A 13581-nucleotide genomic window follows, 5' to 3' on the forward strand; every position below is an offset into this window, starting at 1 on the left:
CAAGCATCGACCCAATTCTCGCATGGCAAAGCTTACGCAAGTCGCGTAAGCTTCATGGTTGCATTGCGAAGAGTGCCCGCCAGCGCTGCACTTGCACCGTTTTTCTACTAAACACAGTATACTAAATGAACCTATCAAATACAAAGAACTTCCATTAAGCGATTCGCTTCATTCGTTAAAAAGTGATCTTCCGCTCAATCCTCTGCCTTCAGACCATATTTAAAAATAACGGCATGGATCGCAAAATAATCGACATCATCCGGCAGTGCATCTTTAATCGGACGCAGCTTCTCGGGACTCAGCTCCATAATAGCTGCCACAATCTCCTCTTCGCGATGGGCAGGAATAATACGGCTAAAGTCCAGCTCATAGCCCTCCTCCGCACAGCGGATAATATGCCCTTCCACCGTTACCCGGCTGAGGCCGCGCTCTGCGGAAATGTCCTGCGGCGATTTGCCTTCATTAAACAGCTCTAGAGTCAGCACATGGCTAGGCGTTTCATCGCTCGCCGCCCTGCCAGGCGACTCTGAGGATGTTGTCCTCGATGACCCACCACCAGACGCTTGCCCGGAGCCAAAGGAAGCGGCTCCCCCTTGTGCACTACCAGCTGCTTCATAAGGCTTGCCTGCATGCTCGCCGATAATAGCCAACACCTCAGCACCATATTTCCGCGCCTTGGCTGCACCAATCCCTTTCGTTTGCAGCAGCTCATCTTCCGTGAGCGGCCTTGCATCGGCCAGTTCCTTGAGTGTTGCATCAAAAAACAGCATAAACGGCGGCACATTTTCGCGGGCTGCCGTCTCCTTGCGCCACTGCTTCAGCGCATCGAACAGCGGCGAAGCCATTCCGCCCTGCCCCGAATCCCGACGTTTCACCGTTGTCCGCAGACGCTGCATGACCGTCTCCTTGCCTTCGAGAACAGGCAGAGCATTCGTCGTAAGCGAGACGGTCGGATATTGTCCATCGCTCATCCGCAAATAGCCCTCGGCTACAAGCCAATACAGCCAATCGGTAATTTCCTTCTCCGGCCAGCTGCTGAGCAGCCCATATGTCGTGAGCTCATCCAGCCTGAACTCCAGCAGCCGTTTGTCGCGTGAGCCTTTAAGCACTTTGGCTGCCATCGTCACACCGAACCGCCCGCGCATTCGGCCAACGCAGGAAAGGGCCTTCTGCGCTTCCGACGTACGATCAACGAGCTCGCTTTTGTCGAGGCAGTTGCCGCATTTTCCGCACGGCTCCACATTCTTCTCGCCAAAATAATCGACGATAAACTGCTGCAGGCAGCGATGCGTCCGGCTGTAGTTCATCATCGTATTCAGCTTGGACAGCTGAATCGACTTCCGTTCTGTATCGCCGACACCCTGCTCGATCAAAAACCGCTGCACCTGCACATCCTGAGGCTCGAACAGCAAAATGCATTCACTTTCCTCGCCGTCGCGTCCAGCCCGGCCCGCCTCCTGATAATACGACTCAACGTCGCCTGGCATTTGCCAGTGAAGCACATAACGCACGTTAGGCTTATCGATGCCCATGCCAAACGCATTCGTTGCGACCATGACGCGCAGCTCATCAAAACGGAAGCGCTCCTGCGTCGTAGCCCGTTCCTCGTCGGGTAGCCCGCCGTGGTATTTGCCTGCGGCAATGCCTTTGCGTACGAGCTGGTCATGTACGGACTCGGCTTCTTTGCGCGTAGCCGTATAAATAATGCCCGACTGCTCCTCGCGCTCGGAAATAAACTTTTGCAAAAACTTCTTCTTGTCCGCACCGCTAATGACCGACAGCGATAAATTCGGCCTTGCAAAGCCGCTGACAAAAATATTTGGATCATGCATGCCCAGCATAACCGATACATCCCGCGCCACCTCATCCGTTGCCGTTGCGGTAAAGCCTGCAACTAACGGACGATTAGCCAGCTGTCCGATCCAGCCTGCGAGCTGGCGATAGCTTGGGCGGAAATCATGACCCCACTGAGAAACACAGTGCGCCTCGTCAATGGCGATCATTGGAATTTCCATCTGCTCGCTAAGCGAGCTGAACATCGGCGCATCAAGCCGCTCTGGTGCCACATACAGCAGCTTGTAATCGCCTCTGAACGCGCTCCGCAGCACTTCGCGATATTCAACAGCCCCAAGCGAGCTGTTCAGAAAAGCCGCTGGAATGCCAAGTCTGTTCAGCGCATCGACCTGATCCTTCATTAGCGATATGAGCGGAGAAACAACAAGCGTCGTTCCATTCAGCAGCAAGGACGGTATTTGGTAACAGACGGACTTGCCTCCGCCAGTCGGGAGAATGGCAAGCGTATCCCGGCCTTCCAGTATTCCTTGAATAATGGCTTCCTGTCCAGGTCGAAACGAGTCATAGCCGTACACCCGTTTCAGCTCGGCTCTAGCTTGCTCCAGCATGCTTCTTTCCCTCCCTTTTTACGATAAGCATCCTATACAATAGACCATTTACCAATAAAAGCCGATTAATAAGTGTGAAGCTTATAAATGGTTATATTTCAAACGGAAAAACCCTGCCAGCAAAGTGTCAGGGTCCTCCCGTACCAAATCTTTTATAAAAGCCAGCTTGCTTTGGCTAAATCAATTAAGCAGACACGATTTGGATGACCGTTCGAACCGATTGCGCCGATTGATCAAGCGCAGCCTTTTCGTCTGCCGTCAAATCAAGCTCCAGCACTTTCTCAATGCCATCGCCGCCAATCACAGCGGGTACGCCCATGAACAGATCGTCATAGCCATATTCGCCTTCAAGGTAAGCGATAACTGGAATAATGCGTTTTTTGTCCTTCAAAATCGCTTCTGTCATTTGCACAAGCGCTGCAGCAGGCGCATAATAAGCGCTGCCGTTGCCAAGCAAATTAACGATTTCGCCGCCGCCAACGCGAGCGCGCTGTACGATAGCTTCAATTCGCTCAGCCGAGATCAGCTTTTCGATTGGAATGCCGCCAGCGTTGGAATAACGAACAAGTGGAACCATATCGTCGCCATGACCGCCAAGCACGAAGCCGCGAACATCCTCCACGGAAACATTAAGCTCTTGCGCAATAAATGTGCAGTAACGAGCAGTGTCAAGAACGCCGGATTGGCCGATAACGCGATTTTTAGGGAAACCAAGCGCTTGATAAGCAACGTAAGTCATAGCGTCAACCGGGTTGCTAAGAATAATGACATAAGCATTAGGGCTTGTTGCCTTTACGTTCTCACAAACGGATTTCACAATACCCGCGTTTGTGTTAACAAGATCGTCACGGCTCATGCCGGGTTTACGGGCAATGCCCGCTGTAATAATAACGACATCGGAATCCTTCGTATCTGCATAGTCAGAAGTTCCGATAATGTTAACATCAAGGCCTTGTACTGGTGTCGATTCAAGCATGTCAAGCGCTTTGCCCTTAGTCGGGTTTTCCAATTGCGGAATATCGACGAGCACAACGTCGCCAAGCTCTTTTTGTGCTGCCATCAGGGCAGTTGTAGCGCCGGTGAAGCCTGCTCCGACAACAGTAATTTTTCTGCGTTTGATTGCCATTGTCTCATTACCTCCAGCCATTGTTGGTTCTAGAAGTTGTTAATAACCTCGTCAGCGAACTCGGAGCATTTCACTTCTTTAGCGCCATCCATCAAGCGGGCAAAGTCATAAGTAACGGTTTTGTTGTTGATCGATGCTTCCAGACCTTTGTAGATCAGGTCAGCCGCTTCCTGCCAGCCAAGGTGCTCAAGCAGCATTACGCCGGAAAGAATAACCGAGCCTGGGTTAACAACGTCTTTATCTGCATATTTAGGAGCTGTACCATGCGTAGCTTCGAAGATAGCATGTCCAGTCAAGTAGTTGATGTTAGCTCCTGGAGCGATACCGATACCGCCAACTTGCGCTGCAAGTGCATCGGACAGGTAGTCACCGTTCAGGTTCAGCGTTGCGATTACGTCAAAGTCAGTCGGACGAGTCAGAACTTGCTGCAAAGCGATGTCCGCAATAGCGTCCTTCACGATCAGCTTGCCAGCCGCTTCAGCAGCTGCTTGTGCTGCATTTGCAGCGTCAGTGCCTTCTGCTTCTTTAATGCGGTCGTATTGACCCCAAGTGAAGGTTTGCTCCGCAAACTCAGTTTCAGCTACTTCGTAGCCCCAGTTTTTGAAAGCTCCTTCTGTGAATTTCATGATGTTGCCTTTGTGTACAAGTGTAAGCGACTTGCGGCCATGCTTAAGCGCATATTCAATTGCTGCGCGGGCAAGACGCTGGGAACCTTCTTTGGAAACCGGCTTGATGCCGATACCGGAAGTTTCAGGGAAACGGATTTTGTTAACGCCCATTTCAGTTTGCAGGAAGTTAATCACTTTTTTCACTTCTGCGGAACCTTCTTGGTACTCGATACCCGCATAAATATCCTCTGTGTTTTCACGGAAAATAACCATGTCTACCAGCTCAGGACGTTTTACAGGGGAAGGAACTCCGTCGAAGTAACGAACAGGACGTAGGCATACATACAGGTCAAGCTCTTGACGAAGCGCTACGTTCAGGGAACGAATACCGCCGCCGATTGGCGTAGTCAAAGGACCTTTAATGGCTACGATATATTCACGAATCGCTGTCAGCGTATCTGCTGGCAGCCACTCGCCGTATTCATTGAATGCTTTCTCGCCGGCAAAAACTTCGTACCAAGCGATCTTTTTGTCGCCGCCGTAAGCTTTCGCAACAGCTGCGTCAAGCACGCGTTTCGAAGCGCGCCAGATATCGCGGCCTGTGCCGTCGCCTTCGATGAAAGGAATGATTGGATTGCTAGGTACGTTAAGTACACCGTTGTCGATTGTAATTTTGTCGCCTTCAGTAGGTAATGCGAATTTTTCGAATTGAGCCATTGTTTATAATTCCTCCTTTAATTTGTGTAACCGTAAAAACAGCAGCGCTTAGCGCTCGTCGATTGGAATATATTTCGCGTTGACTGGACCGATATAGTCGGCGCGAGGACGAATCAAGCGATTGTTCTCGTATTGCTCAAGAATATGAGCGCTCCAGCCGGAAACGCGGCTAATCGCAAAAATTGGCGTGAATAGATCACGTGCAATGCCTAGTGTCGTATAGACGGAAGCTGAGTAAAAATCAACGTTCGGCTTGAGGCCTTTTTGACCCGTAACGAGCTCCTCGATCTTGATCGACATTTCATAAAGCTCCAAATTTCCAGTCAGCTTGCCGAGCTCTTGCGACATTTTTTGCAGATGCTTGGCGCGCGGATCGCCGTTTTTGTAAACGCGGTGACCGAAGCCCATAATCTTCTGCTTGTTCGCAAGCGCGTTGTTGATATAAGACTCAACATTTGCAAATGTACCGATTTCCTCCAGCATAACCATTACCGCCTCATTAGCACCGCCATGCAGTGGCCCTTTAAGCGCTCCGATTGCCGAAGTCACACCAGAATAAATGTCGGACAAAGTCGCAACCGTTACTCGAGCAGCAAAGGTAGAGGCGTTAAGCTCATGATCAGCATGAAGCACAAGCGCCTGATCAAGCGCTTTCACGGCAATCTCTTCAGGATCTTTGCCTGTAAGCATGTAAAGGAAATTATGAGCGATGGATACGCCCTTCTTCGGAGCAACAGGATCCTTGCCTTCACGAATGCGAGCGAACGCTGCTACAACGGCTGGCAATTGCGCCTGCAACTTAATCGCTTTCAACTGATTAGCTTCAGCAGTCATTTCATTAGCCGACCCATCATATAGAGCAAGGCTTGAAATGGCTGTACGAAGTGCCGCCATCGAATTCGTATCCTTCGGATACAGCTTGATTTGCTCGATAACGCCTTCAGGAATTGCTGTGTATGCATCTAACTGCTCCTGCAGTTTTGCTAGCTCAGAACGATTAGGCAGTTTGCCATACCATAACAAATAGGCAACCTCTTCAAATGTCGCATTTTCTGCCAAATCATCAATATCTATACCGCGGTATGTCAACACTCCGTCAATAATCGAGCTGATTGACGAAGAAGCGGCGACAATTCCTTCCAGACCTTTAGTTGCTGTCATCGTTCTCTCTCCTTTAGCTTGGAAATTTCACATCGCAAAATATCATTCGAATCCATGTCGTCCGTATAATCATAAATGATTTTGACAACAAAGTGAACAAAAGCACATATAAAAATGCTTTATCAGTAAGAAAGAAAATTGTGATGGGTCAGCTGTCATGTGAAATAACCTCACCTTTCGACATCCTGACAGATCTGGTTCCTGCTTATGTAGTTAGATGTAAACACCTGTCTTCTATCTTAACAGAAAAACAGGCAGAGTACTAACCGATCATGATACAAGCTATAATAAACGTTTGTAAATAGACGAAACGACCGCTCCCCGGCAAAATACCGGGAAACAGCCGCAGCTTCATTTAAAAAAAAGAAATTGTTTGGTGTTTGGTGGTTAATGATTTAACTCTCCGAAAGATGAGCTTTGGTACTGTGGCTGTTGATAAGCGAAGGACTGATTCGCATTTGAACTGGAGATTTGATTGCAAATGCTAGAAATTTGCTGCATTTGCTGCATCGCCTTTTGGTGACCTTGCAATGAGGTTTGGATAATATGAGCCGCTTGATGCTCACGCTGCGCAATTTGCTCCAACTGTGCAGCATTCGTTTGTTCTTGCTTAAGGAGCTGCTGATACATGCCTGATGCTTGCTGAGTTTGCTGCATCAGCTGCTGTAGAAGCTGCTCGCATTGTGAAAGCTGTTGGCTAATATTCGTTTGTGAAAACTGATTCATTCGTAAAACCTCCAAATGGTTTAATAAACTGCCTCCTTTAATATGACTTGAACATCCATTTTTATTCTTGATTCGACAAATTTCGGTTATTGCGATTGTTAAGCCTAGAAGCTGGCCTTAATGTCCCTTTACGCTTATTAAGACATTCAGCAGCCGCTATGTTAAAATAAAGTATTGCAAGATGAAACGGCTGCCGCCATCCTTTGGTGGCGCGGCGCGTTTCATTCCGAGAAATATAGAGAAAGGATATCGTCAGATTATACTTTCTCTATATTTCAAAAAAAACGGAGGTTCGCTATGAATGAACATCGCATTGGTATTATAGATATAGGCTCCAACTCGGTGAGGCTCGTCGTTTATGAGCGAACAGCAAACGGAGCCCACCGCGTCATTGATGGGAGCAAACGTCCGGCACGGCTAAGTGAGCGAATTGACGAGCAAGGCAATCTATCGGCTGAGGCAATAAGCGAGCTGCTCGGCACACTCAGCCATTTCCGCTTAATTTGCGCCCATAACCGCACTGGTGAAATTCGCGCAGTGGCAACGGCGGCGATCCGCAATGCTTCGAACCGCACGGTCGTGCTGGAAGCGATAAAAGCCGAAACCGGACTTGACATAGAACTGCTTAGCGGCGAACAGGAGGCAGCCTTTGGCTTCCTTGGGATGATTAATGCAATGGACCTGGAGGATGGTCTGTTAGTCGATATTGGCGGCGGCAGCACGGAGGTATCGCTGTTTCGCGGACGCAAGCTGCAGCACTCCGTCTCTTTTCCTTTTGGCTGCGTCAGCCTGAACCGTCGTTTCGCGGCGAAAGGCATGCTCAGCGACGAGGCTCTGCGCGCGCTCGACAGCGTAGCGCTTGAGGCCTTCAAGTCCGTTCCATGGCTCGCCAAAGCACAGGGACTGCCTATGATTGGCGTCGGCGGCACCGCCAGGGCGCTGGGCAAAATTCATCAAGCGGCGACGAGCTACCCTTTTCATCAAACGCATAATTATGACATACCCGGCGGAGACGCCGAAATGGTTTTTGATCAGCTGCGTGCCCTGCCGCTGGACAAGCGCAGCAAGTTCCCCGGCCTGTCCAAAGATCGGGTGGACGTTATTGTGCCCGGCCTAGCCGTGCTGCGCCAGCTTTACAAGCTGACTAAAGCTTCCGGCTATATCATTTGCGGTGCTGGACTTCGCGACGGTATTTTCCATGATACTAGGTTTCCACAAGGGTCTCAGCATCAGGATGTGCTTGGCTTCAGCCTGCATAACATCAGCATGCTCCATCCCGCTGCACCGATGCAGCATGTATCGCAGGTGAACCGGCTTGCACTGCAGCTGTACGATGAGCTGAGAGAGTTGCACCAAATGCCATCCCGAGCGCGGATCTTGCTTGATGCCGCTTCAAGCCTGTTTCGAATCGGCGCTTCCATCGACTACTACGACTATGCCAAGCATACGTTTTATTTGATCGTCAACTCGCATTTGAACGGATTGTCCCATAAAGAAATTTTGATTACGGCTTCGATCGCTTCCTACAAAAGCAAAAGTCGGGCACGGCAGCAGCTTCGCCCCTACAAAGAGATGCTTGTCGAGTCCGACTATGAGTTAATCGGCAAGCTGGGTACGCTGCTGCAGCTCGCATCAGCGCTTGACCGCAGCGAGACACAGGCGCTGAGCAGATTGAGCGTCTCCCTTGCTCCTGAGCAGCTTAAGCTGCATGCCGTACGCCCTAGCAGCTCGCTGACCGTTGAGCGCCTGGAGGTAGGCGAGCTCGCTTCTGAGTTCTCCAAGCTATGGAAATTGACTCCTGTGCTTGAGCTGCCTGATTATATTTAAGCGTAGACGGCGGTACTTTCCTCTCATACATAAAAAGCGCGGTGAAAAAGGAAAGTAGCATTCCTTTTTCACCGCGCTTTTTAATTTTTCTATACTTGTACCTTCCAGCCTGGAATGTGTCTAGCCTCGAATTGGCTGCGAAACGGTTTATGTTCATTTTCAACATGAACGTAAGTGCCGCTAGGCAGGAGCTTCCTCGCTTTGACATTGTCATTCAAATTCAAGTTCAGCATGTTGATGAGCGTCTGCCGCAAATGCGCGTCGTACACCGGACACATCAGCTCCACTCGCTTCATCAGATTGCGCGTCATCCAGTCGGCACTGGATAAATACACTTCCTCTTCCCCGCCATTGTGGAAATACATGACCCGTGCATGCTCCAAATAACGGTCTACAATGCTGATCACCTGAATGTTCTCGCTTCGGCCAGCCACACCAGGACGCAAACAGCATACGCCGCGGACAATCAAATCGATTTTCACGCCTGCCTGCGATGCCTCATAAAGTTTATCGACCATCTCCTGATTGGAGAGCGAGTTCATCTTCGCAATGACACGGCCCTTCTTGCCAGCCGCTACATGGGCAATTTCCCGGTCAATGAGACGGAACAACTTCTGCTTGAGGTCCGTGGGAGCTACACCAAAAGCTTTCCAGTCATACGGATCGGAATAGCCCGTCACCTCATTAAACAGCGCCGATGCATCGCCGCCGATTGTCGGATGCGAGGTAAACAGGCCAATATCGGTGTACAGCGTCGCTGTGCTGTCATTGTAATTACCCGTGCCAACATGCACATATCGGCGCAGCGTGTCCTGCTCCCGGCGCACGACAAGTAGTATTTTCGCATGGGTTTTCAGCCCAATCAGACCGTAAACAACATGACAGCCTGCTTTTTCCAACTGGCGAGCCCAGGCAATATTGCGCTCCTCATCGAATCGCGCCTTCAGTTCTACAACAACCGTCACCTGCTTGCCGGATTCGGCCGCTTCAGCCAGCGCCTGAACGAGCGCAGACTTGCCGCTGACCCGATACATCGTCATTTTAATGGCAAGCACATCCGGATCAATCGCTGCCTGCATCACAAAATCATTAACCGCATCAAACGATTCATACGGATGGTACATCAACACATCACGCTGACGAATCACTTCAAACATATCGTCCGTGTCGTCAAATTCCATCGGATAGAGAGGCTCCATTTTGTCATAACGCAAATGGTCGTAGCCTGGAATGGCCTGGGCGAACTTCATCAAGAAGCTTAAATCGAGTGGACCATCAATTTCAATCAGGTTATCCTCGATTTCCAGCTCATCCTTGAGAATATTAAGTGTCTCCGGATGCATGCCGCGAGCAACCTCAAGCCGTACGGAGATACCCCAACGGCGCTTGCGCAGCTCCTTCTCAATCTCCTCCAGCAAGTCTTCGGCATCCTCATTAAGCGTAAAATCAGCATTGCGCGTCAAACGAAATGCATGTACCTCATAAGCTCCATAACCATTAAAAAGGGTATCAATAAATTGCTCAATCAGATCCTCAAGCAGCACATATTCGCGCTTTTTGCTATTCGGACGCTCAGGCAGCGGCACAAATCTCGCTAAAATCGATGGCACCTGTACCATTGCGAACAGTGGGTCTTCCTCAGGTGCGGCTTCCGGATGGCGCAATAAAACAGCTAAATATAATTCCTTCGTATGTACAAGTGGAAAAGGCCTGCTCTGATCGACCGCCATCGGCGTCAGGACAGGAAATACGATTTCATGAAAATACTCCGATACGGCCTTGGACTGCGTCATATTCAGCTCGCTCATTGAACGAATAGTGATGCCTTCCCGTCCCAAGCCGCGCAGCACGTCCCGATAAGATTTATATTGATCATGCACCATTTGATTCGTGCGTTTAATTAATCGTTTCCATAAGCCGGCGGGAGTATAACCTGTAAAATCAATTTTAGAATAGCCCGCCTTGATTTGCTCTTGAATGCCCGCTACACGAACACTCATAAATTCATCTAAATTACTGGATACAATGGCAAGAAACTTGGCCCGCTCCAGCAGCGGATTGTTTACATCCTGAGCCTCTTGAAGCACTCGGCAGTTAAATTCGGCCCAACTCAAATCTCGGTTAACATAGTGGGACAAATGTTTTGTCATTATGTGCGCCTCCCTCATATATGCCCCTATTATGCGCTACAACTATTCGTGTCATATTATTAATTTGTAAAGCTAATGTAAATATCTTAGAACTTGCGTATGGAAAAAGACCCGCCGCGTATCCGTTTCTCCAGCCAATGCAGCATAACTTGCTGATAAAATGAACGTGTAAACGGCAGCAGAAAGGTAATTCCGATCAGATCGGTGAAAAATCCGGGAATCAGCAGCAGCAAGCCGCCTGCCAGCACACATAAACCTTCAAGCAGCTTGCGCCCAGGTATTTGACCCTGCTGCAGCTGAAGCTGCGCCTCTGTCCACACCTTGCGTCCTTCCGCCAGCGTTAAATAAGCACCCGCCATACTGAACAGAACAATGAGCCCAAATGTCTGCCAGCCGCCAAGCCAGCCGCTTACTTGTACGATGCCCCAAAACTCAATCAAAGGCAATATGATTAATGCTGCGATTATCCACTTTTTCATTACAAATTCCTCCCATCCACTTTATGCAGGCAGCAGCCGTCATCCTTTAGCTTATTATCTGCCTTAATAAATCATACAGCGCAGGAAGCCCTTTGTCCAAACGCATGGGGCGCCACTCCTTATTCACCCATACATGCTTCGTTCCTCCCGTAACGAGCCGCTCCCCCGGAAGGCTTTCCTGCAGCTCGTAAAAAGCGGGCTTAAACGACGCCTCATCCACTTTGCGAACTTCAGATTCGAAGGCTAAGCGCACGGAGGTGAAGTCCGATATGCGTGTGCAAATAAGCAGCGTGTCATCGTATCGCGCCGGCAAAGCATAATGGCAATGCAAATCGATGACAGGCAGCAGCATGCCGCTTTGTTCAATAGATTTATAGTCAAAGCCTGCCGATCGTATTAGCTCGGTGCGCCCAATTTCAAACCAGTTCAAATAGTTTGTGTGAAACACAACACCCATCTGATCCGTTTCCTGATACCGGACACGCAGCGGATGCGCGAACCACCCGGACAATGGGCTGCTCATCATGTAAACCTCCCTTTAAGTTCAACAAAAGCGACGGTGAATTCACCATCGCTTGTTGTTGCTCTGTCTATACGAGCAGAGAATATAAAGTTAAAACTATACAGACTTGGATTGGCCGGAGTAAATAACGCCTGTTTCGCCGTAAAGCGTAACTTCCATGCCATCTTCCAAAATAGTTGTAGCATTAGAAATGCCCAGAATAACTGGAATTCCAAGGTTGATGCCGCAAACAGCCGCATGGCTAGTAATGCCGCCTTGCTCCGTTACAACAGCAGCCGCTTTCTCGAATGCAGGCATATATTCTTTATCCGTCGATACGGTTACAAGAATCGAACCTTGTGTTGTTTTTGCAATCGCTTCTTCAGGCGTGCGGGCAACGACTATTTTACCAGTAGCCGTTTGGCTGCCGATACCTTGTCCATTTGCCAAAAGCTCGCCAATGTGGTGAATTTTGATCAGGTTTGTTGTTCCAGAGCGACCTACTGGCACACCAGCAGTAATAACGATAGTATCGCCAAGAGCAAGTAAGCCAGTGCTGAGAGCACCTGTTACTGCATTTTCGAACAAACCGTCTGTGGAATCAACGAGTGCGCCTTTAACCGGAATAACGCCCCATACAAGTGCCAGGCGACGCATAACCGTCTCTTCTGTTGTTACGGCAATGATCGGCGCTTTCGGACGGTATTTGGATACCATACGGGAAGTGAAGCCGCTTTGCGTCGAAGTAACGATCGCTTTCGCTTTCAGGTCAAATGCGGAATTAGCTACCGCTTGGGAGATCGCTTCCGTTACGCTTGTTTGCTGTGCATTCGCTTGTTTCGTGAAAATTTCACGGTATTCAAGAGCCGATTCTGCACGCTCAGCGATACGGGCCATCGTTTGTACCGATTCAACTGGATATTTACCAGCAGCTGTTTCGCCAGAAAGCATGATCGCATCTGTACCGTCGAAAATCGCATTCGCTACGTCACTCGCCTCAGCACGAGTCGGACGCGGGTTGCGCTGCATCGAATCCAGCATTTGTGTTGCTGTAATAACGGGCTTGCCCGCGCGGTTACATTTTTGAATCATCGATTTTTGTACGAGTGGTACTTCTTCTGCCGGAATTTCAACGCCAAGGTCGCCACGGGCAACCATCAGGCCGTCGGAAACTTCCAAAATTTCATCAAGGTTGTCTACACCTTGCTGGTTCTCAATTTTAGAAATAATTTGGATATGGCCCGCATTGTGGCGCTCCAGAAGCTCGCGAATTTCCAAAACATCGCTTGCTTTACGCACGAAGGAAGCCGCGATGAAATCTACGCCTTGTTCAATACCGAAGACGATGTCATTAGCGTCTTTCTCTGTAATACCAGGAAGCGAGATGTTTACGCCTGGTACGTTAACGCCCTTCTTACTTTTAATTTGACCGCTGTTGACGATGCGGCAAATGATTTCTGTTCCTTGCACATCTTCAACCGTCAAGCCAATGAGGCCGTCATCGATTAAAATGGTCGAACCAACCGAAACGTCGTTAGGCAGATCCGTATACGTAATCGGAATGCGCGTTACATCGCCAAGGATTTCTTCTGTTGTCAAAGCGATTTTCTCGCCTTGAACCAGCTCAATTGGCTCTTCTTTCAATTTGCCCAGACGAATTTCTGGACCTTTCGTATCAAGGAGAATGGCTGTTGTTTTGCCGAGTTCGATATTTGCTTGACGAATATTCTTGATGCGGTTACCGTGCTCTTCAAAATCGCCATGGGAGAAGTTCAGACGAGCGACGTTCATACCCGCTTGAATAAGCTTCTTCGTGTTTTCAAGTGATTCGCTGGATGGTCCGATTGTACATACAATCTTTGTTTTACGCATGTTTAGTTTTC

The 13581-nt window shown here is 49.3% G+C and carries 10 protein-coding genes; 1 reads left to right on the plus strand and 9 read right to left on the minus strand.

Going from position 1 to position 13581, the window contains the following annotated elements:
- Window positions 1–194: 194 nt before the first annotated feature.
- The 5 genes from recQ to AC50YG_RS19640 form a co-directional block, all read right to left on the minus strand.
- Entirely contained in the window at window positions 195–2402 is a 2208-nt protein-coding gene (gene recQ, locus AC50YG_RS19620) for a DNA helicase RecQ (protein ID WP_494828903.1), read from the minus strand.
- Between the two features lie 184 nt (window positions 2403–2586).
- Window positions 2587–3528, minus strand: a complete 942-nt coding sequence (gene mdh, locus AC50YG_RS19625; protein WP_338555211.1) for a malate dehydrogenase — start codon at window positions 3526–3528, stop codon at window positions 2587–2589.
- A 29-nt stretch (window positions 3529–3557) separates the two neighbouring features.
- Window positions 3558–4853 carry an NADP-dependent isocitrate dehydrogenase gene (gene icd / locus AC50YG_RS19630; protein WP_473761874.1) on the minus strand — a complete coding sequence of 432 codons (1296 nt, stop codon included), beginning with the start codon at window positions 4851–4853 and terminating at the stop codon, window positions 3558–3560.
- 48 nt (window positions 4854–4901) lie between these two features.
- Window positions 4902–6014 carry a citrate synthase gene (citZ, locus tag AC50YG_RS19635; RefSeq protein WP_341281697.1) on the minus strand — a complete coding sequence of 371 codons (1113 nt, stop codon included), beginning with the start codon at window positions 6012–6014 and terminating at the stop codon, window positions 4902–4904.
- Window positions 6015–6401: 387 nt separating this feature from the next.
- Complete coding sequence (locus AC50YG_RS19640) at window positions 6402–6740, minus strand: hypothetical protein (protein ID WP_494828906.1); 339 nt, start codon at window positions 6738–6740, stop codon at window positions 6402–6404.
- Between the two features lie 297 nt (window positions 6741–7037).
- Between AC50YG_RS19640 and ppx the strand changes: the two genes are divergently transcribed.
- Window positions 7038–8567, plus strand: a complete 1530-nt coding sequence (ppx, locus tag AC50YG_RS19645) for an exopolyphosphatase (RefSeq protein WP_494828908.1) — start codon at window positions 7038–7040, stop codon at window positions 8565–8567.
- 89 nt (window positions 8568–8656) lie between these two features.
- On the opposite strand, the gene ppk1 is transcribed toward ppx, so the two are convergent.
- The 4 genes from ppk1 to pyk all read right to left on the minus strand — a co-directional run bounded on the left by ppk1 (window position 8657) and on the right by pyk (window position 13570).
- The gene (ppk1, locus tag AC50YG_RS19650) at window positions 8657–10717 is read right to left on the minus strand and encodes a polyphosphate kinase 1 (RefSeq protein ID WP_494828910.1); all 2061 of its coding nucleotides are present in this window, start codon (window positions 10715–10717) and stop codon (window positions 8657–8659) included.
- 86 nt (window positions 10718–10803) lie between these two features.
- Window positions 10804–11196, minus strand: a complete 393-nt coding sequence (locus AC50YG_RS19655; protein ID WP_473761884.1) for an FxsA family protein — start codon at window positions 11194–11196, stop codon at window positions 10804–10806.
- Between the two features lie 46 nt (window positions 11197–11242).
- Window positions 11243–11719, minus strand: coding sequence for an acyl-CoA thioesterase (locus AC50YG_RS19660; RefSeq protein WP_494828912.1), 477 nt, complete (start codon window positions 11717–11719; stop codon window positions 11243–11245).
- Between the two features lie 96 nt (window positions 11720–11815).
- Entirely contained in the window at window positions 11816–13570 is a 1755-nt protein-coding gene (pyk, locus tag AC50YG_RS19665) for a pyruvate kinase (protein ID WP_473761887.1), read from the minus strand.
- Between the last annotated feature and the right edge of the window lie 11 nt (window positions 13571–13581).

Source organism: Paenibacillus sp. J31R34, assembly GCF_059383715.1.

Coding starts and splice junctions, on each gene's coding strand:
- recQ (WP_494828903.1), bottom strand. CDS start 2,402: ATGCTGGAGCAAGCTAGAGCCGAGCTGAAACGGGTGTACGGCTATGAC.
- mdh (WP_338555211.1), bottom strand. CDS start 3,528: ATGGCAATCAAACGCAGAAAAATTACTGTTGTCGGAGCAGGCTTCACC.
- icd (WP_473761874.1), bottom strand. CDS start 4,853: ATGGCTCAATTCGAAAAATTCGCATTACCTACTGAAGGCGACAAAATT.
- citZ (WP_341281697.1), bottom strand. CDS start 6,014: ATGACAGCAACTAAAGGTCTGGAAGGAATTGTCGCCGCTTCTTCGTCA.
- AC50YG_RS19640 (WP_494828906.1), bottom strand. CDS start 6,740: ATGAATCAGTTTTCACAAACGAATATTAGCCAACAGCTTTCACAATGC.
- ppx (WP_494828908.1), top strand. CDS start 7,038: ATGAATGAACATCGCATTGGTATTATAGATATAGGCTCCAACTCGGTG.
- ppk1 (WP_494828910.1), bottom strand. CDS start 10,717: ATGACAAAACATTTGTCCCACTATGTTAACCGAGATTTGAGTTGGGCC.
- AC50YG_RS19655 (WP_473761884.1), bottom strand. CDS start 11,196: ATGAAAAAGTGGATAATCGCAGCATTAATCATATTGCCTTTGATTGAG.
- AC50YG_RS19660 (WP_494828912.1), bottom strand. CDS start 11,719: ATGAGCAGCCCATTGTCCGGGTGGTTCGCGCATCCGCTGCGTGTCCGG.
- pyk (WP_473761887.1), bottom strand. CDS start 13,570: ATGCGTAAAACAAAGATTGTATGTACAATCGGACCATCCAGCGAATCA.